Source organism: Sporosarcina sp. UB5, assembly GCF_050859005.1.
GTDB lineage: Bacteria > Bacillota > Bacilli > Bacillales_A > Planococcaceae > Sporosarcina.
Map to the genome: position 1 here is coordinate 2,275,236 of NZ_CP125984.1, position 23,613 is coordinate 2,298,848.

General features: G+C 42.6%; 20 protein-coding genes. 19 read left to right on the plus strand and 1 reads right to left on the minus strand.

Features of this window, described 5'->3' with window-relative positions; genetic code table 11:
- The first annotated feature begins 3 nt into the window (after positions 1–3).
- The 8 genes from QM454_RS11505 to QM454_RS11540 all read left to right on the plus strand — a co-directional run bounded on the left by QM454_RS11505 (position 4) and on the right by QM454_RS11540 (position 9,927).
- A complete protein-coding gene (locus QM454_RS11505) occupies positions 4–945 on the plus strand; it encodes a DHH family phosphoesterase (protein WP_432358129.1) in 942 nt (313 codons plus the stop codon).
- Between the two features lie 22 nt (positions 946–967).
- Positions 968–4,030, plus strand: coding sequence for a DNA polymerase III subunit alpha (locus QM454_RS11510; protein WP_432363977.1), 3,063 nt, complete (start codon positions 968–970; stop codon positions 4,028–4,030).
- 143 nt (positions 4,031–4,173) lie between these two features.
- On the plus strand, positions 4,174–4,824 hold the full coding sequence (locus tag QM454_RS11515; protein ID WP_432358131.1) for a FadR/GntR family transcriptional regulator: 651 nt from the start codon (positions 4,174–4,176) through the stop codon (positions 4,822–4,824).
- Entirely contained in the window at positions 4,821–5,675 is an 855-nt protein-coding gene (accD, locus tag QM454_RS11520) for an acetyl-CoA carboxylase, carboxyltransferase subunit beta (RefSeq protein ID WP_432358134.1), read from the plus strand. Before QM454_RS11515 ends, accD begins: the two co-directional genes overlap by 4 nt.
- 1 nt (position 5,676) lies before the next feature.
- Positions 5,677–6,633 carry an acetyl-CoA carboxylase carboxyltransferase subunit alpha gene (locus QM454_RS11525; RefSeq protein ID WP_432358137.1) on the plus strand — a complete coding sequence of 319 codons (957 nt, stop codon included), beginning with the start codon at positions 5,677–5,679 and terminating at the stop codon, positions 6,631–6,633.
- 71 nt (positions 6,634–6,704) lie between these two features.
- Entirely contained in the window at positions 6,705–7,667 is a 963-nt protein-coding gene (pfkA, locus tag QM454_RS11530; RefSeq protein ID WP_432358140.1) for a 6-phosphofructokinase, read from the plus strand.
- A 46-nt stretch (positions 7,668–7,713) separates the two neighbouring features.
- Positions 7,714–9,474, plus strand: a complete 1,761-nt coding sequence (gene pyk / locus QM454_RS11535) for a pyruvate kinase (RefSeq protein WP_432358142.1) — start codon at positions 7,714–7,716, stop codon at positions 9,472–9,474.
- A gap of 69 nt (positions 9,475–9,543) precedes the next feature.
- Entirely contained in the window at positions 9,544–9,927 is a 384-nt protein-coding gene (locus QM454_RS11540; RefSeq protein WP_432358145.1) for an FxsA family protein, read from the plus strand.
- Here the strand turns inward: QM454_RS11540 and QM454_RS11545 are convergent.
- Positions 9,917–10,888: an AI-2E family transporter gene (locus tag QM454_RS11545; protein WP_432358147.1), complete on the minus strand. Its 972-nt coding sequence runs from the start codon at positions 10,886–10,888 to the stop codon at positions 9,917–9,919. The two genes, QM454_RS11540 and QM454_RS11545, sit on opposite strands and share 11 nt — an antisense overlap.
- A 180-nt stretch (positions 10,889–11,068) precedes the next feature.
- Between QM454_RS11545 and citZ the strand changes: the two genes are divergently transcribed.
- From citZ to coaE, 11 genes are all read left to right on the plus strand, one after another.
- Entirely contained in the window at positions 11,069–12,184 is a 1,116-nt protein-coding gene (gene citZ / locus QM454_RS11550) for a citrate synthase (RefSeq protein ID WP_432358150.1), read from the plus strand.
- Between the two features lie 94 nt (positions 12,185–12,278).
- Positions 12,279–13,538, plus strand: coding sequence for an NADP-dependent isocitrate dehydrogenase (gene icd, locus QM454_RS11555; protein WP_432358153.1), 1,260 nt, complete (start codon positions 12,279–12,281; stop codon positions 13,536–13,538).
- Between the two features lie 71 nt (positions 13,539–13,609).
- Positions 13,610–14,548: a malate dehydrogenase gene (gene mdh, locus QM454_RS11560; RefSeq protein WP_432358156.1), complete on the plus strand. Its 939-nt coding sequence runs from the start codon at positions 13,610–13,612 to the stop codon at positions 14,546–14,548.
- Positions 14,549–14,699: 151 nt separating this feature from the next.
- Positions 14,700–15,191 carry a MaoC/PaaZ C-terminal domain-containing protein gene (locus QM454_RS11565; RefSeq protein ID WP_432358158.1) on the plus strand — a complete coding sequence of 164 codons (492 nt, stop codon included), beginning with the start codon at positions 14,700–14,702 and terminating at the stop codon, positions 15,189–15,191.
- A 44-nt stretch (positions 15,192–15,235) separates the two neighbouring features.
- On the plus strand, positions 15,236–15,940 hold the full coding sequence (locus QM454_RS11570; RefSeq protein ID WP_432358160.1) for a response regulator transcription factor: 705 nt from the start codon (positions 15,236–15,238) through the stop codon (positions 15,938–15,940).
- Entirely contained in the window at positions 15,937–17,337 is a 1,401-nt protein-coding gene (gene pnpS / locus QM454_RS11575; protein ID WP_432358162.1) for a two-component system histidine kinase PnpS, read from the plus strand. The genes QM454_RS11570 and pnpS overlap by 4 nt, the downstream gene beginning before the upstream one ends.
- Before the next feature lie 74 nt (positions 17,338–17,411).
- The gene (hflK, locus tag QM454_RS11580; RefSeq protein ID WP_432358164.1) at positions 17,412–18,383 is read left to right on the plus strand and encodes an FtsH protease activity modulator HflK; all 972 of its coding nucleotides are present in this window, start codon (positions 17,412–17,414) and stop codon (positions 18,381–18,383) included.
- The gene (gene hflC, locus QM454_RS11585; RefSeq protein ID WP_432358167.1) at positions 18,383–19,384 is read left to right on the plus strand and encodes a protease modulator HflC; all 1,002 of its coding nucleotides are present in this window, start codon (positions 18,383–18,385) and stop codon (positions 19,382–19,384) included. Before hflK ends, hflC begins: the two co-directional genes overlap by 1 nt.
- Before the next feature lie 98 nt (positions 19,385–19,482).
- Positions 19,483–22,107 carry a DNA polymerase I gene (gene polA / locus QM454_RS11590; RefSeq protein WP_432358170.1) on the plus strand — a complete coding sequence of 875 codons (2,625 nt, stop codon included), beginning with the start codon at positions 19,483–19,485 and terminating at the stop codon, positions 22,105–22,107.
- 13 nt (positions 22,108–22,120) lie between these two features.
- The gene (gene mutM, locus QM454_RS11595) at positions 22,121–22,993 is read left to right on the plus strand and encodes a bifunctional DNA-formamidopyrimidine glycosylase/DNA-(apurinic or apyrimidinic site) lyase (protein ID WP_432358172.1); all 873 of its coding nucleotides are present in this window, start codon (positions 22,121–22,123) and stop codon (positions 22,991–22,993) included.
- Positions 22,994–23,009: 16 nt separating this feature from the next.
- Positions 23,010–23,606: a dephospho-CoA kinase gene (coaE, locus tag QM454_RS11600; RefSeq protein ID WP_432363979.1), complete on the plus strand. Its 597-nt coding sequence runs from the start codon at positions 23,010–23,012 to the stop codon at positions 23,604–23,606.
- The last annotated feature ends 7 nt before the right edge of the window (positions 23,607–23,613 follow it).

The window sequence follows — 23,613 nt, forward strand, 5'->3', positions numbered from 1 at the left end:
AAATTGAGACGACAAATCATCGACACAATTGAACAATACGATACGATCATTATTCACCGACATGTTCGGCCTGATCCGGATGCGTACGGCTCCCAAGTTGGATTGAAGGAATTACTAACAACTAACTATCCTGAAAAGAACGTATATGCAGCTGGTACACATGACGACATGCTCACGTATTTAGCAGGTCAGGATGAAATAGGGCCAGATGATTATAAAAATGCACTTGTCATCGTTACCGATACAGGTAATACAGAGCGGATTGATGCGGAATTTTATGAGAAGGGCGATTTTCTTATTAAAATCGATCACCATCCGAATGTCGATCCATATGGAGACATGAGGTGGGTCGATACAGATGCCAGCTCCACTTCAGAAATGATTTACCTCCTATTTGAGGAAGGAAAAAAGCATTATGGATGGAAAATGTCAGATGCTTGTGCCCGTTTATTGTTTGCTGGAATTGTTGGAGATACCGGGCGCTTCCTTTTCCCGAGTGCAACTGTGAGGACGTTTGAAATTGCGAGCGGGTTAATTAAACACGATTTCGATCGGACAAAGCTGTTCGCAGAAATGTATGAAGAAGATCGTCGTTTGCTCCATTTGAAAGGGTATTTATACCAACAATTCACGATTGACGAAAACGGAGCGGCTTACATAAAAATTAATAAAGAGATTTTGGAAAAGTTTGATGTAACCGCGAGTGAAACTTCACAGCTAGTTGGAGCACTTGGAGACGTGAAAGGGATTTGCGCATGGGTCATTTTTGTCGAGGAAGAAGATCAGATCCGTGTCCGTTTCCGTTCGAAGGGGCCCGTTATTAATCAACTCGCTGCCGAATATGACGGAGGAGGACACCCGCTCGCTTCCGGGGCATCTATTTATTCATGGGAAAAAGCGGACGAGGTTATTGGGAAATTAAAGCAATTATGTGCGGTGAAGTAACGGTTCGGAGGGATTAACATTGGTGCTTGTCTATCCACAAATTGTGACCGGCGCTGATCTGCTGCGCGGCATTATTAAACTAGATCAGCTAGCCCCACTTCTGCAAAGGAGAGGGGCTAGATCCGTTGGCATCGTCAATTCAAAAATGTACGGAGTACGTTCGTTTTGTAAGGTGATGGAAAAGTACGGCATTCAACCGGTTATCGGGTTATCAATGAATTTGGAGTTGGAAGACGGAACAACTACGTTGCTATATGCATATGCGAAGGACGATAAAGGCTATGGAAATTTGCTGAAAATGAGCAGTGCAATTTCCGTCAGGGAGCCGGAGACGCTTCCGTTAAAATGGCTGCAAGCATATAGCGACGGATGTGTGTTCATTTGCCCGATGACGGATCGTTCATGGAATGATAAGCGGAGTGAGGAAACGATCCACACAATCCGGAAAGTTTGCCAAACAGTTTATATTGGCATTTCCCGGCCGGGCGGTGTTAAACATCATGCTGAGGATGAAATCGTGCACATAGCCGAACGGACGGAAACTACGATTACCGCCTATCATGAGTCAAGATATATTGCAGAAGATGATGCATTTGCGTTTGAAGTTGCAACCGCAATACGATCTGGTTATAAGTTAAATGATCCTTCCCGTCCACAAATAGACGTCTTTAACGCTTATGTACCGGAGGAGCAAGAGTTTCACAAATGGTTTTCCAATCGTCCTGAATGGATTACTACGATGGCTGAAATTATGTTGTCATGCAATGCAAAATTACCGCCGAGCCGCACGTTAATGCCTGCATTTCCCGTTCCGGAAGGGCAAACCTCTGCTTCCTTGTTAAAAAGAAATTGCGAGGAAGGATTAATCCGCCGTCTTGGAACCGTTAATCCGTCGTATTATGAACGGCTAAGAACGGAGCTTATGGTCATTGAAAACATGGGCTTCTCTGATTACTTCCTCATCGTGGAAGACTTTATGCGCTTTTCAAAGGAAAATGGGATATTGACAGGCCCCGGACGTGGTTCGTCTGCAGGTTCACTCGTCGCTTATTCCCTTGGAATTACGGATGTCGATCCAATCAAGTACGGACTCATTTTCGAGCGCTTCCTCAATCCTGGTCGAATTACAATGCCTGATATCGACATTGATTTTGCGGATAACCGTCGTTCTGAAGTTATTGAATATGTTGCGAAAAAATACGGGAAAGCGCATGTTGCGCAAATCATTACGTTCGGTACACTTTCATCCAAGTCTGTCGCGCGAAACGTCGCACGTGTTTTTGACTTCTCTAATGAAGAGATGACTTTCTTATCCAGGCAGATACAGGATGGACATAGCAAAAGGTTGGAAGAGTCCGTTAACCAGTCAAAAGCGCTTCAAGACTGGATTGCAATGGATCCAATCCGTGTCAAATGGTTCCAGGCTGCTAAAACATTAGAAGGTTTACCGAGAAACGCTTCCACACATGCTGCGGGCGTTATTTTGTCTCCAACTCCATTAGTCGAAAATGTTCCTCTTCAAAATGGAGGAGATGATATTTACTTGACGCAGTGGGCGATGGGGGACGTTGAGGAAATCGGCTTATTAAAAATGGATTTTCTCGGATTGCGAAATTTAACGTTAATGGATCGAATTCAATCAATGGTCTACTATGATACGGGTAAGGAGCTCCATTACGGGGATATTCCATTAGACGATGCAAAGACTTTCGACCTTTTCAAGAAAGGTGACATGACGGGCATTTTCCAATTTGAATCAGCTGGCATGAGGGACGCATTAAGGCTAATTAAACCGGACGAATTTAGTGATTTATACGCCATCAATGCGTTATACCGTCCAGGACCGATGGAAAATATCCCTCTTTATAGCCGAAGGAAAAACAATAAAGAAACGATAAATTATGTACATCCGCAACTGGAGCCGATTCTGCGGGAAACCGAAGGCATCATCGTATACCAGGAGCAAATTATGCAAATTGCAGTACAAATTGCAGGATTCACGATGGCAGAAGCAGATCTATTAAGAAGAGCAGTGAGTAAAAAAAATCGAGACGTGCTTCGGCGAGAGAGAGAGCATTTTGTAAGAAGTGCAGTTCAACATAATTTTCCGGAGCATTCCGCAACTGAAATTTATGATTTAATCGTGAAATTCGCGGATTATGGGTTCCCGAAAAGCCATGCAGTTGCGTATTCATTGATTTCCTATCAGTTGGCATACGTCAAAGCGAATGCACCTGCTTATTTTTACGCCGCACTACTATCAATGACGGCTGGCAATCAAGAAAAAACAATGGAATACATCAATGAAATTAGGGGAAAAGGTATTAAAATTCTTCCCCCTTCTATTCAAAAAAGCAAATACTCCCATATTGTCGAAAAAGGCTCGATTCGAATCGGATTAGGGGCGATTAAAGGTGTGACTCCTTCTTTTTATAACGTCGTAAAAGAAGCGCGAACAACCGATGGCTGGACAACGCTTTTCGACTTTTCCGTTGCAATTGGTGCAACTAATTTTACTGAAAAAACAATTCTTCCCCTCATAAAAGCGGGAGCGCTAGATGAGTTTGGAGAAAATCGTTCCGTCCTGCTTGCATCAATCGAAGCAGCCCGCAATCACGCACAGTTCGTCAGTCCTGATGGAGATGACTTGCTACACGAAATCATTTATTCGGTAGCAAAGCCGAAATATTCACCGGGAGGATCAATGCCTCGATTTGCCATGCTTGAATATGAACGGGAAGTGTTAGGTTTTTACTTATCTGAACATCCTGCGGTAGAAATGAAAAAGACATTAGGAGAACAGGTGGTGGACCTCGTACACGTTCCGGATGTAAAAGAACGTTCGATCGTAAAAGTGGCCGGCATGATAAGGGAAATTAAACGGATCCGTACGAAAAAAGGGGAAGCGATGGCGTTCCTTACTCTCCAAGACGAAACAGGAGAACTATCGTGCACAATCTTCCCGAGACAATACGCCGGAATGAACATCCATTTACAAGAACTTGCTATGGTGCAAGTGACCGGCACAACGGAAAAACGCAACGGCCAACCACAACTAATCGTCCAGCAGATTGTGAGGGTTTAAAGAGACATGTAGATGCATGTCTCTTTTTGTCGTTTCATCATTAATTATTAAAAATCACTTTACGATACGGGCACTTTTCTGTATGCTTATACAAAGAAGTGGTCTGACCACTCGGATTACGACATTCCAAGAGGGGCGCCCGTATGCAAAATACAAAACAATCATCTAAGATGTTTCTGGACATCGTCGAAGAACTCAGGCTGATGATTAAGGCGGAAGGCATCAGAGTAGGTGACAAATTACCGTCTGAACGTGTTTTGGCAGAACGTCTACAAGTGGGAAGATCGACAGTCCGCGAAGCACTACGAAGCCTTGAACTGCTAGGACTAATTGAAACCCGCCGTGGCGAAGGGACATTCCTTGCCGATTTCAAAAAACACCAGCTCGTTGAAGTGCTTTCGACTTTCGTCATGCAACAGCCTAAATCGGCAGTGGATGTGACAGATACACGCATCATTCATGAAAAAGCTGCAATACAAACAATTTGCGAAGACGAACATAAGCGGAATCTTCCTGTTTGGGAAGGACTACTTATAAAACTCGATGAAGACGGCGAGGTACTTCGGGAAAATATTGTACGAGAAATGATTGTAGCGACAGATAACAGATTATCATTGAAAATTTGGTTTATACTGAAACAATATAGCAAAGTTCCGTACGAACTAATGACAGATGTAATCGAAAATGATTTAGTACGAGCGTTACTTACTAATTTGATCGAAGGAAACGTCATAGAAGCGATCAATGCCTATGACAAGTGGATTGAACATATCGAGGGGGAAGAGAAAGAATGATCCGTGAATTTTTTACGAAAAAAAAGCAAGCAATAACGATACCTTCGGCCGATGCAAAAAACGACGTGCCGGAAGGAATTATGACGAAGTGTCCTGATTGTAAGCAAATTATCTTGACGAAAGATCTTATGAAAACAGCAAAAGTTTGTCCGAAATGCGATCATCATTTTAAAATGACGGCATGGGAGCGTGTTGAATGTCTATTTGATGAAAACACCTTTGTCTCGATGGACGATCATTTAAAGACGGAAAACCCATTGAACTTCCCGTCTTACACAGAGAAAATTGCATCTGATTCAGAAAAAACTGGACTAAATGAAGCAGTGCTTACCGGAATCGGAAAAATCGGTGGTAACGAAGTTGCAGTCGCTATTATGGACTCTCATTTCCGAATGGGTTCAATGGGTTCTGTCGTCGGTGAAAAAATTACGAGGGCAATTGAAGCTGCTACGGAAAAAAGTATCCCTGTCATCATCTTCTCGGCGAGCGGCGGTGCTCGTATGCAGGAAGGGGTTCTATCCCTCATGCAAATGGCGAAAACGAGCGTTGCTTTAAAACGTCATTCCGAAAAGGGGTTGTTGTACATTTCAATCATGACCTACCCGACAACAGGCGGTGTATCTGCTAGTTTTGCATCAGTTGGTGATATAAATATAGCTGAACCGAGAGCGTTGATTGGTTTTGCTGGAAGACGGGTAATTGAGCAGACTGTCCGAGAAAAGCTTCCGGATGATTTCCAGACAGCTGAATTCTTGTTGGAGCATGGACAAGTAGATGCAGTTATCGATCGTCGCGAATTGACGGAAACACTTGCAAAACTTGTCGGGCTTCATGTAAGGGAGGTAAACTAATATGAGCAAGACATTGGCATTTGAAGAACCGATTGTGAAACTTCGAGAAAAGATCAATGAACTTGAAGAATTCACAACAACGAATGATGTTGACTTATCTGATGAAATTGGCAAGTTAAAAACGAGATTAAGTAATTTGGAAATGGAAATATACGGTAACATGGAACCGTGGGATCGTGTGCAAGTGGCGAGACACCCGGAGCGTCCGACGACGAGAGATTATATTAACGAACTATTTGAAGACTTTATCGAGCTACACGGAGATCGTTCTTTTGGGGATGATGCAGCAATCATGGGCGGTATTGGCTCTTTTGAATCGACGCCTGTAACGATTATTGGCCATCAACGCGGGAAAGATACGAAAGAAAACGTGAAACGCAATTTTGGGATGCCACATCCGGAAGGGTACAGAAAAGCGTTACGCTTAATGAAACAGGCGGAGAAATTTGGCCGTCCAATTATCTGTTTCATTGATACGAAAGGTGCTTATCCAGGAAAAGCGGCTGAAGAGCGAGGCCAAAGTGAAGCGATTGCACGCAATCTCATTGAAATGGCTGGATTGAAAGTGCCAGTTATTTCGATTGTTATCGGAGAAGGTGGTAGTGGCGGCGCGCTTGCTTTAGGGGTTGCTAATAAAATCCATATGTTGGAGCACTCGACGTATTCCGTCATTTCACCTGAAGGTGCAGCTTCGATTTTATGGAAAGACGCAAGCCTTTCCAAACAGGCAGCAGATGCGATGAAAATTACAGCTCCTCATTTGAAAGAAATGGGGATTATTGATGAAATTATTCCAGAAGTGCTTGGCGGTGCACATCGTGATGCAAAAGCACAAGCAGTGGAAATGAGGATAGTATTGAAATCTTCATTGGAATCACTTTGCACGATGGATGCAGATGCAATTATAGAAGACCGATATAATAAGTTTCGTAATATCGGTATTTTTTCAGAAGGATGAGGTGCGGGCTTACCCCGCATCTTTTCGTATTATATTATACATAGTAAACAGAAAAAGAAGGGGTGATTGATGTGAAGAAAATTGGGGTTTTGACGAGTGGGGGAGATGCGCCTGGCATGAATGCAGCGGTTCGCGCAGTCGTGCGAAAAGCAATTTACGAGGGGTTTGAAATTGCTGGTGTCTTTAATGGTTACCAAGGACTAATCCAAGGAAAAATCGAAATGTTGCAGCTCGGTTCTGTCGGTGACATTATTCAACGTGGAGGGACAATGCTAAGGTCCGCCCGCTCTCCGGAATTTATGACTGAGGAAGGCCGAAAAAAAGCGGTAAGCCAGTTAAAGAAACATGAAATTGATGGCCTTGTCGTCATTGGAGGAGATGGCTCCTTCAGGGGGGCATTCGAGTTAGGAAAGATGGGGATTCCTTGTGTTTGTGTGCCTGCAACAATCGACAATGATATTCATGGCACGGAATTCACAATTGGCTTTGATTCCGCACTAAACACCGTCATCGATGCTATTGATAAGATACGCGATACTGCAACATCACATGAACGCACTTTTATTATTGAAGTGATGGGCCGCGATGCGGGGGATTTAGCGCTTTGGGCGGGTCTTGCCGGTGGTGCTGAAACGATTCTCATTCCTGAAGAGGACTTTAGTTTGTATGAGATTATTAGTCGATTAAAAAGCGGTACAGGGCGGGGTAAAAAACATAGTATTATTATCGTAGCGGAAGGTGTCATGTCCGGGTCGGCGTTGGCCGATTTGTTAAAGGAGAAAGCGGGAATTGAGACGAGAGTTTCTGTCCTCGGGCATATTCAGCGTGGAGGTTCACCGTCCGCACGTGACCGGGTTATTGCTAGCCAATATGGTGCAAGAGCGGTTGAAGTGCTACGGGAAGGTCGAGGCGGTGTAGCTATTGGTATGCAAAACCATAAGGTGGTAGACTATGATTTAGAAATAGTATTTGCGCCAACAGATCACACGTTGGATAGTGGACTGTATAAATTGTCCAAAGAATTGTCGATTTAACGAAGCTAACACTTTTAAAGAGTACACTACGAAGGGGCGTTTTGTGATGAGGAAAACAAAGATTGTGTGCACGATTGGACCAGCCAGTGAATCACCGGAACTACTTGAACAATTGATCGAGGCAGGTATGAACGTCGCGCGGCTGAACTTTTCACATGGTACACACGAAGAACACAAAGCCCGAATCCAAGCCATCAGGGAAGCGTCGAAGAAAACAGGCAAGGTTGTCGGAATTCTGCTAGATACAAAAGGTCCTGAAATTCGGACGCATTCTATGAAGAACGGACAAGTCGATCTAATTACCGGCCAGCATATTGATATTTCAATGAATGAAGTAGAAGGGTCCGACAATGTTTTTTCGGTTACATATGAAAAACTCATTGAAGATGTCGATAAAGGATCAATCATTCTTCTGGATGATGGGCTAATCCAACTGGAAGTCGTCGGAAAGGATTATGAAAGAGGACTAATTCATACAATTGTCGTCAATTCGGGAACGTTGAAAAACAAAAAAGGCGTGAACGTACCTGGCGTTTCGGTGCAGTTACCTGGAATTACCGAGAAGGACAAAGAAGATATTTTATTTGGAATTAACGAAGGTGTAGATTTCATTGCAGCCTCTTTTGTCCGGAGGGCATCAGATGTAATGGAAATACGGGAGTTATTGGAAAAGAACGGCGGAGCGCAAATCCACATCATTCCGAAAATCGAGAATGGTGAAGGTGTAGACAACTTGGATGATATCTTAATGGTTTCAGACGGTTTAATGGTTGCGCGGGGGGATCTCGGTGTAGAAATACCCGCAGAGGAAGTTCCGCTCGTCCAAAAGAAAATGATCGAAAAGTGCAATCAGGTCGGTAAGCCTGTCATCACAGCTACTCAAATGCTTGATTCGATGCAAAGAAATCCACGTCCTACACGGGCTGAGGCGAGTGACGTTGCAAACGCCATTTTGGATGGCTCAGATGCAATCATGCTCTCCGGTGAAACGGCAGCAGGTTTGTACCCGGTTGAATCAGTACGTACGATGGATAAAATTGCAAAAACCGCGGAAAACTCTGTTGATTATCGTTCGGTCGTTTCTACTCGTCGCCGTGAAAAACACGGGAATATGACAGAAGCAATCGGTCAGGCAGCTGCATATACGGCAATTAATCTGAAGGTGAAAGCAGTGCTTGCCCCTACGGAAAGTGGTCATACTGCCAAAATGATCGCTAAATATCGTCCAGGCTGCCCGGTAATCGCAATTACTGCTTCGGAAGAACGCTCGAGAAAATTGTCGCTTGTATGGGGAATCTATCCAATTATGGGCGAACGAGTGCATTCTATTGATGAAATATTAAAGGAATCCGTCGAGGAAAGTGTTAAGCACCAATATGTAACTCATGGTGATGTCGTCATCATCACTGCAGGCGTGCCGGTCGGTGAAGCTGGTACGACGAACTTGATGAAAATTCATGTCATTGGTGATATGCTTGCTAAAGGGCAAGGAATCGGAAAGTCGGTTGCATTCGGCCAAGCGGTTGTCGCCCGTAACGCCGAGGAAGCATTGGCACATGATATGGAAGGTAAGATTCTTGTTACGTATTCATCGGATCGTGATATGATGCCCGCGATTGAAAAATGCGCAGGTTTAATAACGGAAGAGGGCGGATTGACAAGTCATGCAGCGGTTGTCGGTCTCAGTTTAGGTATTCCGGTCATCGTTGGTGTAGAGAAGGCGACGGAACTTATTGTCGACGGAAATGAAATAACGATGGATGCGGAATCCGGAGTTATTTATAATGGCCACGCAAGTGTTCTATAACAAATTGTAACAAGGCTGTCTTCCGGTAAATTCGGAAGCGGCCTTTTTTAGAATTGGAGACGATGTAAATTGAAATGGCTATTACTTGCTTTTATTGTCGTGCCAGCGGCGGAAATTATGCTCCTCCTTTATTCCGGAAACACAATCGGTATTATGCCGACCCTTCTTCTTATCCTGTTAACTGGGGTTGGTGGAGCTTATCTTGCAAAAAGACAAGGGTTTAAAGCTTTTGTCGATTTACGTGACAGGATGGGAACGTTAGAAGCTCCCGGAAATGCAGTAATTGACGGGATTTGTATTTTCTTTGGCGGTATTTTATTGATCATGCCAGGTTTCATAACGGATATTGCAGGGCTTTTGCTATTATTTAATGGACCAAGAAATGTAATTAGGCCATTTATCGTCAGGTGGATTTATAAAAAAATGAAGCAAGGTAAAATTGTCATTCGGTAAATGCCGGATGCTTTTTTAATTTCATAGCTGCAAATAGTAGAAACGGTGTTAACAGAATGCCCGGTAATCCAAACAGATAGAGCGAGCAAATTGTGACGTAAAAAGCATGAATCGGTTTTACGCGAAATGCAGAAGCCCACATGTACGATTCAGCCATTTGTCTCGTCATCACGACAAAAATATAAAGAAGTACGAGTGAAAATCCTACGAAAAGTTGATTGGAATAAAGGAAGAAAGCTGCCATTGGTATTAGAAAAAGGCCGATACCTAACAAAGGTAAACTATCAGCTATGGAGACAAGGAATGCACTCCCAATTGGTGATTCGAAATTAAGAATTGAAAACCCTACACTTAGGATAATAAAGGTTATTAAAAATAATCTTGCCTCAACGAAAGCGAATGTACCGAACAATTCGCCAGACTTCGTAAAGACGCGCTTTGCTGATGCGCGCATTTTTACCGGAAAATAGACGAGGAACCAAAATTTGTTTTTGCCTGATTCCCGCAATGCGAAAAAGTAGGCGACGAGGAAAATGAACATGCTGAATATATGTTGGAAAAAAGAAGCGGTAAACGCAATGGCATGTTCGAGAAGTGCATGTCCGTATTCGACGATTTTATCTTCAAAGAAATTGATTACTTTTCCTGTCAAATCTGTTTTTCCAGTATACGAAGCTAAATGTTTTTCCAAAAGAGGTACTGTATCCATTAGTCCGTGCAAGGCAATGAACGAAAAGGTTCCTACGATGAATAAAATGGAAAACATGACGAAAAGTGTGGCGATTGTTAAAGGAAGTTTCGTCATCGCGCGAAATGCAAGTAAGATCGGAGCCGTAAAATAGGCTACAATAATTGCAATTCCTATTGGGGGAATTACAAATATGAAAATCCCTGCCATAATTGCCGGAACCCATTGCAGGACAAGTGATTTGAAAGTTTGTTGTTGTATGTTTTTTAGCAAGATTTCATCCTTTAATCTATTATTCTACAAATAAAACGAGCGTATCCATTCACAAAACTGTAATAATTGACTATAATGGTCATTGTAAGCGTTTCAGACAGTACAAATAAAAAGTAGAGTTGCCGGAATCTGCTAGATTTTGTAGCTTTACGGCAAAATTGACTGAAGGAGCGATTTTAAATGACAGCAACAAAAGGATTGGAAGGAATCGTAGCGACACAGTCCGCCATCAGTTCTATTATTGATGACACACTTACATACGTCGGTTACGATATCGATGACCTTGCAGACAATGCAAGCTTTGAAGAAGTTGTATATCTACTATGGCATCAGCGTCTGCCGAAAGCGGACGAGCTTGCTGAATTGAAACAGCAACTTGCGGATAATATGTCGGTTCCACAACCTGTACTTGATCATTTTAAGAATTATCCAATCAGTGAAGTTCATCCGATGGCTGCATTGCGTACAGCAATTTCCCTTCTCGGATTATACGATGAAAACGCGGAAGATATGTCTGATGAAGCTAATTACGAAAAGGCAATTAAGCTTCAAGCAAAAGTGGCAACGATTGTTACTGCTTTTTCTCGCATCCGTAAAGGCCTAGAGCCGGTTGCCCCTAAAAAGGAATTTGGCTATGCGGCAAACTTCCTGTACATGTTAACAGGAGAAGTGCCGGAAGAAGTTGCAATCGAAGCATTCGATAAAGCATTAGTTCTTCACGCTGACCATGAGTTAAATGCTTCCACTTTCACGGCACGTGTATGTGTAGCAACCCTTTCCGATATGTATTCCGGCATTACAGCAGCAATCGGAGCGTTAAAAGGTCCACTTCACGGCGGTGCGAACGAGCAAGTGATGAAGATGCTTATGGAAATAGGCGATGAGGAGAACGTAGAATCATACATTAAAGAAAAACTTGCTAATAGAGAAAGAATTATGGGCTTTGGCCACCGCGTATACCGAAAAGGCGACCCACGTGCGAAGCATTTACGTAAAATGTCTAAAAAGTTGACAGCATTACGTGGAGAAGAAAAATGGTATAACATGTCCGAAAAAATTGAAGCTATCGTGACTGGCGAGAAAAACATTCCACCGAACGTTGATTTCTACTCAGCCTCGGTATATCATTCACTTGATATTGATCACGATTTATTCACACCTATTTTTGCAGTTTCCCGAATCTCAGGGTGGGCGGCACATATTTTGGAGCAATACGCGAACAATAGACTCATTCGTCCGCGGGCAGAATATACTGGTCCAAATATGCAAAAATACGTGCCAATCAACGAAAGATAACTTGTACCTGGTATAAGTAGCCGGATTAACAAGGAATACATCGGGGCGATAGTACTATTATCGGCCCCCTCATTTTGAATTGGAGGAATAGAAAATGGCAAAAATCACAGTAACTGACGGCGTTCTTAATGTACCGGATCACGCAACAATCCCTTTCATCATCGGTGACGGAACGGGTCCAGACATTTGGCATGCAGCTTCACGTGTATTAGAAGCAGCAGTTGAGAAAGCATATGATGGCAAAAAGAAAATCGAATGGAAGGAAGTGCTTGCAGGTGAAAAGGCGTTCAACGAAACTGGTGAATGGCTACCGCAAGAGACTCTTGACACAATCGAAGAGTATTTAATTGCTATCAAAGGACCATTGACGACGCCAATCGGTGGAGGCTTCCGCTCTTTGAACGTTGCACTTCGCCAAGAGTTGGACCTTTACACTTGCTTGCGTCCTGTCCGTTATTTCGAAGGGGTTCCATCTCCGGTTAAACGTCCAGAAGACTGCGATATGGTCATCTTCCGTGAAAATACAGAAGATATTTATGCAGGAATTGAATACCAAGAAGGCACAGATGAAGTTAAGAAATTAATTTCATTCCTTCAAGATGAGATGGGTGTAAAAAACATCCGTTTCCCTGAAACTTCTGGAATCGGTATTAAGCCAGTTTCTGAAGAAGGTACAAAACGCCTTGTTCGCGGTGCAATCAATTATGCACTAAAAGAAGGCCGTAAATCTGTAACACTTGTCCACAAAGGGAACATCATGAAGTTCACTGAAGGTTCATTCAAAAACTGGGGTTACGAAGTGGCTGAGCAAGAGTTCGGCGATAAAGTGTTCACTTGGAACGAGTACGATAAAATCAAGGAAGCGGAAGGGACAGAAGCTGCAAACAAAGCGCAAGCTGATGCAGAAGCTGCTGGCAAAATCATCATAAAAGATGCGATTGCGGATATCTTCCTACAACAAATCTTGACACGTCCGAAAGAGTTCGACGTTGTTGCGACAATGAACTTGAACGGTGATTACATCTCTGACGCACTTGCAGCGCAAGTCGGCGGAATCGGTATTGCTCCAGGTGCTAACATTAACTACGTAACTGGACATGCGATCTTTGAAGCAACTCATGGAACTGCTCCGAAATATGCAGGGCTAGACAAAGTGAACCCATCTTCTGTTCTTCTTTCAGGCGTTATGATGCTTGAGCATATGGGATGGAACGAAGCTGCACATATGATTACCGCTTCCATCGAGAAAACTATTGCTTCTAAAGTTGTAACATATGACTTTGCTCGCTTAATGGATGGTGCGACTGAAGTGAAAGCATCTGAGTTTGCAGATGAATTGATTAAAAATCTATAATTAGGTAAACTATCAAAGAGGGGAGAAATCCCCTCTTTCTACATATTCGAACGAAAAAGGAAGGGTTTCTTATGACAATGAAGCGAAAAAAAGTCTCAATTATTGGTTCAGGTTTCACCGGTGCAACTACAGCTTTCCTTCTAGCTCAAAAGGAGCTATGCGATGTAGTACTCGTGGATATTCCACAAATGGAAAACCCAACAAAAGGTAAAGCACTCGACATGCTTGAAGCGGGTCCGGTTTTAGGGTTTGATGCTACTATTACTGGCACCTCAGATTATGCACATACTAAAGACTCCGATATTGTCATTATTACAGCTGGAATTGCTCGTAAGCCAGGTATGAGTCGTGACGACCTTGTCCAAACAAACCAAAAAGTCATGAAGGCTGTGACGAGTGAAGTTGTTAAGAACTCTCCGAATACTACAATTATTGTATTGACAAACCCTGTCGATGCAATGACTTACACTGTTTATAAAGAATCTGGATTCCCGAAAGAACGTGTCATTGGACAGTCTGGGATATTGGATACAGCTCGTTTCCGTACATTCGTAGCCCAAGAATTAAATCTATCCGTAAAGGATGTCACAGGCTTCGTTCTTGGTGGGCACGGCGACGATATGGTTCCACTCGTACGTTACTCCACAGCTGGTGGCGTTCCACTTGAAACGTTAATTCCAGCTGCTCGCCTTGAAGAAATTGTGGATCGCACACGTAAAGGTGGAGCTGAAATTGTTAACCTTCTAGGTAATGGCTCTGCATATTATGCGCCAGCTGCTTCCCTCGTTGAAATGGCTGAAGCGATTCTTAAAGACCAAAAGCGAGTGCTTCCTTCTATTGCTTATCTTGAAGGTGAATATGGACTTGACGGTATTTACTTAGGTGTGCCGACAGTACTTGGTGCAGGTGGAATTGAAAAAATCATTGAACTTGAATTGCTAGAAGATGAAAAAGCGGCACTTGCTAAATCCGCTGAATCTGTAAAAGCAGTCATGAAAGTTCTCGCATAACTCGTAATAAAACTACCGGACTTCCATGTGGACTGTCCGGTTTTTTATTGTAAAACAAGACATCAAACAAAGACACTTGCTCTTTTCGAGTGAAAATTGATACACTTTCTATAACACGAATTGTGTGCAGGAAAATGAAGGGGGAAGTAAGTTGATATTAGGAAAAAAAAGGCGGATTGGACGAGAAATAGAGAAGATTGTTGTCGGAGAAAAATTAAAGCTGACCGAAAAGATTGAGGATAAAGATTTACTTCTCTACCTCGGTTTAACAAATGATTCAAATCCGCTATACATGCAACATGATTATGCATCCAAAACCGAATTCAACAAGCCGATTGTGCCTACAATTATGCTTACCGGTATCGTCACTTCTGCCATTTCAAAATACTTGCCTGGACCGGGTTCGCATGTGACGAAACAACATTTGGCTTTTCCACATCATGTGCACCATTATGAAACAATCGATTTTCTATTTGAAGTTATTCAAGTAGAGAAAGAGAAACAGAAACAGTTCATTGTTGTTAAGGTGGAGGCAACGAATGAAGAAGGTCAATCTGTCATTTCAGGAACAGTAACAGTTATTCCGCCTTCTATTCGGGAAAGCCTGACAGCGGATGCAGTGAAAACTACTAACATTTTATGAATGCATTAATGAGATAGTGAGCATCTAAGGGGGCTTAGGAAACTATGCAGAAAATTTTAATTGTAGATGATGAGCAATCGATTCGAACATTACTGGATTATAATTTAAGACAATCGAATTATGAAACGATTATGGCGGCTGATGGTGAACAAGCGGTATTGAAAGTGGAAAATGAGAATCCCGATTTGATCTTGCTCGATTTAATGCTTCCTAAAATGGACGGCATAGAAGTGTGTAAAGTTTTAAGGCAAAGAAATATTAATACACCTATCATTATGCTGACTGCAAAAGGTGAAGAGCCTGACAAAGTGCTTGGTTTGGAAATCGGAGCGGATGATTATATGACAAAACCGTTCAGTCCGCGTGAAGTAATTGCTAGAATAAAGGCGGTGCTTCGACGTAGTGGAGAGCGAACGGGCATTGATGAGCAAGAACAGTCAAAGCTTCGTTCAGGATTGCTTACTGTATTTCCCGAGCAATATGAAGCGTACCTCGGAGAAGAGTCATTGGAATTCACTCCGAAAGAATTTGAGCTGCTCGTTTATTTTATGCAAAATAAAAATCGTGTACTTACCCGCGATCAGCTATTAAGTGCCGTTTGGAATTATGATTTTGCCGGGGATACTCGGATTGTTGATGTGCATGTAAGCCATTTGCGTGAAAAGATTGAAGAAAATACGAGAAAGCCTATTTTCATTAAAACAGTAAGAGGGATCGGATATAAATTTGAGGAGCAAAAATTGAAATGAGAGGTTTGTATTCAAGGCTTTTCATCGCTTTCGCCATCCTATTATTTATTTTATTAACTGGTCTAGGAGTTGTCCTTGGCCAGTTTTTCCATCTAATTGATAATGGTATAAATTTGCAAGTTCAGCGTAAGTATTGGGTTTTCCTTTTCGCCATTTTACTGACTGCCTATTTTATATCTATCGTCGTATGTGCTCGCGTTATTAAACAATATGCAAAACCGATTGATTTAGTATCGGAAACTGCTGAGAAGATTGCGCGTGGCGATTATTTAGCGAGGGCGCAGATTGATGATAACGGAAATCATAATGAGCTAGGCGTTGCGGTAAACCAAATTGCAAGAAACCTGCAGGAAACGTCAATCTTGCGAGCGATGGAAAAAGAGCGTCTAAAAACATTAATTGAAAGTATGGGAAGTGGGCTCCTTATGTTCGGAAGGGAAGGGTCCGTAAATTTAGTAAATGGTGTGTTTGAAAAGACATTTGGTTTTAAACGTGATGAGTTAATGGGAAAAACGTTTATGGATATCGGGTTGCCTGAAGGGATTGGAAGTCTGATTGAAGATGTATTCTTGACAGAAGAAGTGCATGAAAGGCAAATCCGGAACGACCAATCCCATTTCAATGTATATGGTGCACCAGTTATCGGGCACTATGGCAATTGGCTCGGTATTATTGTAGTGACGCATGATATAACGAAACTTGTAAGGTTAGAGGAAATTCGAAAAGATTTTGTTGCAAATGTTTCGCATGAACTTCGGACACCAATTACCTCCATTAAAGGATTTACGGAAACGTTATTGGACGGAGCGATGAATGATCCTGCTACATTAAAAGAGTTCCTTGGCATTATCCAAAAAGAAAGTGACAGATTGCATTTGTTAATTATAGATCTTTTGGAGTTGTCGGGAATCGAGAGGGAAGGATTCCAACTACAATATAGCAACGTCGTCATTTCAGATATCGTTGACAATGCGGTGGAAATCGTTAATGGGATGTTAGAAAAAAGGAATATGAACATCGTTACCGACATCCAATCGGAAATTTCAGTTGAGGCTGATTCAGACAGGTTAATACAAGTAATGGTTAATCTGTTGACGAATGCAATTAGTTATTCGAAGGAACATACGACAATTACTATCGAGGTATTCGAAACAATCGATGAAGCGATCATTAACGTAAAGGATGAAGGGATGGGAATTAATCAAGCTGAGCTGCCAAGGTTGTTTGAGCGATTTTACAGAGTGGATCGTGCGAGAAGTAGAGACTCTGGCGGTACAGGACTCGGTCTAGCTATTGTGAAGCATCTTATTGAGGCGCACGGTGGAAAGGTTACTGTTGAGAGTGAACTAGGAGTCGGGTCTGTTTTTACTATACGTTTACAAAAGAAATCCGCGTAATGCGGATTTTTTTGAAACTAAAACGACACCTTAGTCGTAAGTACTATAGATACATACATAAAGGGGGAATTTAAATGAGCACACGCCGAGCAACGGTGGCGGCAGGTCTTATCATTACTGGAGTGCTATTACTCGTTATTGCGTTTACTACGTGGTATACGGTTGATGAATCAGAGCAAGCTGTCGTCATCACTTTCGGAAAAGCAGCAGACACACCGGTTACAGAATCGGGATTACACTTTAAACTGCCTTGGCCGATTCAGCACGTTGAGAAACTGTCAAAAGAAACTTTTAGTCTTCAATTCGGTTATAAGCAAGATTCCGATGGAACTCTTGTCGCATATGACAAGGAAACGAAAATGATTACAGGAGACGAATATATCGTTCTTGCAGATCTAGTAGTCCAATGGAAAATAATAAATCCTGAAAAGTATTTATTTAACTCACAAAATCCAAAGGAAATTCTCCATGATGCGACTTCCGCTTCGATTCGATCGGTCATCGGAAGTTCGACAATCGATTCCGCTTTGACAGATGGGAAAGCGGAAATTGAAGCAAAAACACGTGAGTTGTTAACGACGCTTGTTACAAATTATGACATTGGTATCGCAATTCAAGGCGTTAAACTACAGGACGTAGAACTGCCAAACTCAGACGTCCGCGCCGCATTCACAGCAGTAACGGACGCTCGGGAAACTAGAAGTACAAAAATTAATCAAGCGGAGCGATATAAAAACCAACGGATGAACGAAGCAGAAGGTGAAAGAGATGCTATAAAATCCCGCGCAATCGGTCAAAAGACTGCCCGGATCGAGCAAGCGCTAGGTGACGTCGCCCTTTTCAACGATTTGCATGCGGAATATGAAAAAAACATATCAATTACCCGCCAGCGGTTAATAATCGAGACATTAGAGCAAGTTCTGCCAAAAGCAAAAATCTATATTATGAATGATGAAGGCGAAACGTTAAAGTATTTGCCGTTGCAGCAATTAGATAACCAAACACCACCACCTGCGGAACAGAAAACGGAAGGGGGCGGCAACTAATGACGAATGACAACAATCCATTCAGAAGCATTGAAGAGAAATTTAAGGAAATGCAAGGTGCCAAAAAGAAAAAGAATGTAAGTTCGGATAAAATTATTACTCCAAAAAAGCCATTCAATATGAGGAAGTTTGTAAAAACAGCAATTACGTTGACAGTAATTTTTGCGATAGCAGTTATCCTTCTTGCAAATGTTTTTGTAGTAAAAGAGGGAGAGTATAAAGTTGTACGTCAATTTGGTGAAATTAAACGAATTGAATATGAACCTGGGCTGAATATAAAAATCCCATTCATTCAATCCGTATCAAGCTTGCCAAAGAATCAAATGAAGCATAATGTTTCTGAAGCTGAAATTACTACGAGAGATAAGAAGCGGATCATTATTGATAACTATGCCGTATGGAAAATCACAGATCCTGCAAAAATGATTGCCAATGCGCGTACTATAGTCAATGCTGAAATGCGTATGGAGGAATTCATCTACTCTGTCATCCGGAACGAGATGGGAAGATTGGATTATGTAGATGTCGTCAATGATGAAAATTCATCGCGTGGAAGCTTAAATGACCGTGTAACAATGAAAGTGAATGAATTTCTAGATGAGGGGAATTTTGGTATCGAAGTAATCGATGTACGGATGAAACGGATTGACCTACCAGAAGAAAATGAACATTCCATTTACACTCGTATGATTTCAGAGCGCGAATCGACAGCTCAAGAATACCTTTCACAAGGGGATGCAGAGAAGAAGAGAATAGAGGCGGAAACGGATAGAGAAGTGCAAGAGATGCTTGCGACTGCGAAAAAAGAAGCGGCCGTCATCCATGCAGAAGGGGAAGCGGAGGCTGCTAAAATATACAACAATGCATTCTCAAAGGATCCTGAGTTCTACAACCTATACCGTACGCTGCAATCCTATTCCCGCACGATCGGGGAAGATACGATGATTATCATGCCAGCTGATTCACCGTATGCGAAAATATTGACAGGGTACTTAGAATAACAGATGACGTCATTTTCATTTACACTTGCCATCATGGTAAGATAAATGGAGATGACGTTTTTCATTGGATGATGAACGAACAAGGGAGTGGAGTCATTTTGTCGAAAAAGAAAATAGTGCTGTTAGATGGAAATAGCTTGGCATACCGAGCGTTTTTCGCTCTGCCTTTATTGACGAACGATACAGGCATCCATACAAATGCAGTGTATGGGTTTACGATGATGCTTCAAAACATATTGGAAGAAGAAAAACCAAGTCATATGCTCGTCGCTTGGGATGCTGGGAAGACGACGTTCAGGCATGCCACTTTCAGCGAGTATAAAGGCGGAAGGCAAAAGACGCCACCTGAACTTTCCGAGCAATTCCCTTATTTACGGAAATTGCTAGATGCTTATCAAATCCCCCAATATGAACTAGATCAATACGAAGCGGATGATATTATCGGGACGTTAAGCCAATCGGGTGATGAAGAAGGCATAGAGGTCGTCATCATCTCAGGGGACAAAGACTTAACGCAATTAGCGAGCGACCATACGACTGTGTGCATTACGCGAAAAGGGATTACAGACCTTGAAAAATACACGCCTGCGCATGTAATGGAAAAGTACGGTATTACGCCGCAGCAAATTATTGATATGAAAGGTCTCATGGGAGATCCTTCTGACAATATTCCAGGCGTTCCGGGCGTCGGTGAGAAGACAGCGCTCAAACTGTTGAAAGAATTTGGTTCTGTTGAAAAAGTATATGAATCATTGGATACTGTACCAGGAAAAAAACTAAAAGAAAACTTAACGGAAAACGAAGAGCAAGCATTCTTGAGCAAAAAGCTCGCGACAATAGAAGTGAATGCCCCCCTTACGATTGCAATAGATGACTTATCGTATCCGGGACCGGATGAAGAGAACGTCAAAACAATATATGAAGAATTAAAGTTTAAAACGTTGCTTGAGAAAATGGCCCCACAAATAGAAAGTGAACCTGTAGCAGAAATCGATGTCCAAATCGTCACCGATCCTGAAGCGATTGAACTTGCGGATGAGATGGCAATTCACGTTGAAATAATGGATGAAAATTATTTGGCTACGGAAGTTACAGGTATTAGCATGACGGACGGTGAACAAATAAAATTTATTCCTATAGAGGTCGTGCAACAGTCGGACCGCATAAAAGAATGGCTTCGCGATGAAAAAAACAGGAAATTCACGACTGATTCAAAAGCTGCATATGTTTCTTTGTTACGCTACGGCGTAGAAGTGAATGGTTTTGAATTCGATTTGTTACTAGCCACGTATATTGCAAATCCTTCTTCTTCATATACCGATGTCGCTTCTGTTGCAAAGGAATTCAATTATTTCAATGTGCAGTCTGATGAAGCAGTGTACGGAAAAGGTGCCAAAAAAGCTTTGCCTGAAGTTAACGTGCTAGCAGAACATGCCGGCAGGAAAGCTCAAGCAGTGTGGAAACTAAAACCAGTGCTCGAAGAACAGCTACGTGAGAATGAACAGTTCGAATTGTATCATGAACTCGAAATACCACTTGCGAAAATTCTCGGGAAAATGGAGTCGACAGGCGTTAAAACTGACTTAGGAATTTTACAGCAAATCGGCCTTCAGCTATCTACAAGATTGGCTGAGCTTGAATCGATCATCTATGAGATGGCAGGACAATCTTTCAATATTAATTCACCGAAGCAGTTAGGGGAAATTTTGTTTGAAAAGATTGGATTGACGCCAATCAAAAAAACAAAGACAGGCTATTCAACTGCGGCGGACGTATTGGAAAAGCTTGAAAGTGAGCATGAAATCATCAGTTACATTTTGACATACCGTCAGCTCGGAAAGTTGAACTCAACTTATATAGAAGGGTTATCAAAGGAAATACACGAGGACGGAAAAATCCATACTCGATTCCAGCAGGCATTAACGCAAACGGGTCGATTAAGCTCCATTAATCCGAATTTGCAAAACATCCCGATCCGACTTGAGGAAGGTCGGAAAATTCGTGCGGCATTCGTTCCGTCAGAACCGGGCTGGCTTATGTTCGCTGCCGACTACTCGCAAATCGAACTGCGAGTTCTTGCCCATATGTCCGAAGATGAAAAGATGATTTCAGCATTCCGTGAAGGAGAAGACATTCATACGAAAACCGCAATGGACGTATTCGGTGTGGATAAAGACAGTGTCTCAGCAGACATGAGGCGGACAGCAAAAGCGGTCAACTTCGGAATCGTCTACGGCATCAGTGATTACGGCCTATCTCAAAACTTGAATATTACCCGTAAGGAAGCAGGGAAGTTCATCGACACATATCTCGAGACGTTTCCTGGCGTGAAACAATACATGGAAGATATCGTCTCTGAAGCGAAACTGAAAGGTTATGTCGTTACGATGATGAATAGACGAAGATACTTGCCTGATATTACGAGCTCGAACTTCAATTTGCGAAGCTTTGCGGAAAGAACGGCGATGAATACGCCAATACAAGGGACAGCTGCCGATATTATTAAGAAGGCGATGATCGACATGGACGCAAGATTGACCGCAGAAAACATGAAAACGAGAATGCTTCTTCAAGTGCATGATGAATTAATTTTTGAAGCGCCTGAAGACGAAATTGAAAAACTGAAGAAAATTGTACCGGAAGTGATGGAATCGGCATTGGCACTCAATGTGCCACTGAAAGCTGAGTGGGCTTATGGCTCGTCTTGGTACGATACGAAGTGAGGGGTGAAAGAGAATGCCGGAATTGCCCGAAGTGGAAGGTGTCGTCCGCGAATTGTCGCCCGTCTCCATCGGGCGCACTATTTCCGACGTCAACGTTTCTGACGTAATACGGAAATCAAAGGAGTTGGGCAAAGAAGCAATCGTCAAAGGCAAAACGCTTGAAGATTTTATAGAAGAGCTTGCGACAATGACGATCGTGGACATCACGAGAAGAAGTAAATATATTTATTTTCATTTAGAGAAGGACGGGTTGCCGCACTTGCTCGTGAGCCATCTCGGGATGACGGGTGCGTGGTTCGTTGTGGATACGCTAGAAGCTATTACAGAACAGAAATTCAAAAACCATATACATGTCGTATTTAATATGGCTGATGGCGGGTTGCTCGTCTATTCCGACATCCGCAGGTTTGGGGAGTTACGGTTGTTGCAAAAGGAAGAGGACTATTTACCTTTGATGAAAATGGCACCTGAACCGTTTGAGTCAATTGCGGTTGACCATTTTCTCGCCATGGCAGCGTTGCCGAAGTATGCTCGGAAGCCTATTAAAGAGGTCATCATGGATGGTCATGTCATTTCAGGATGTGGCAATATTTATGCGACGGAAGCGTTATTTCGAATGAAAATCCACCCTGGACGAGCGACGGAACGAATTAGTGAGAAGAGGAAGCGGGAATTGTTCCAAGAAATTGTAGATGTCCTGCAAGAGAGCATCGATGCGGGAGGAAGTTCAATTTCGGATTACCGGAATATAAATGGGGAAGCAGGAACGATGCAAACTCGTCTGAAGATGTATGGCAAGAAAGTATGTGGAACGTGTGGCAAAGATACAAAAAGCATGAAAATTGCCGGCAGGACATCAGTATATTGTCCGAAATGTCAAAGGTGAGGAAAGGATGATTCCGATGATCATCGGTTTGACAGGTAGCATAGCGACCGGCAAAAGCACAGTGTCGCGTATGCTCAGACAGAAAGGGTACCCAATCGTTGATGCCGATGAAATAGCGAGGCTTGTCGTCAAGCCTGGAAGCCCTGTTCTTAATAGGATTGCAGAAGAATTCGGGTCTGACGTCCTTCTTCCGGATGGATCACTGAACCGGGAAAAGCTCGGTAGTCTCATTTTTAATGATGAAGAAAAACGAAAAACGCTGAACGGAATCGTCCACCCGGCTGTCAGAATGGAAATGATTCGACAAAAGGAAGACTGGTTGGCAAAAGGGGCAAACACCGTTGTCATGGATATTCCGCTTCTTTTCGAGAGTAAGCTACAGTCGTATGTAGATAAAATAATCGTCGTATCTGCAGCTCCGGCCGTTCAAAGAAGTCGCCTCATTGCTAGAAACGGTTACTCTCCTGATGAGGCGGACGCCCGGATCAATTCTCAGCTCCCGATTATTGAGAAGGAAAAGGGTGCGGACGCGGTCATTAATAATAATGGAACAATCGATGAAACAGAAAAACAGTTGGACGAACTATTGAAAAAATGGAATGCGAAAATCTGACCCTATT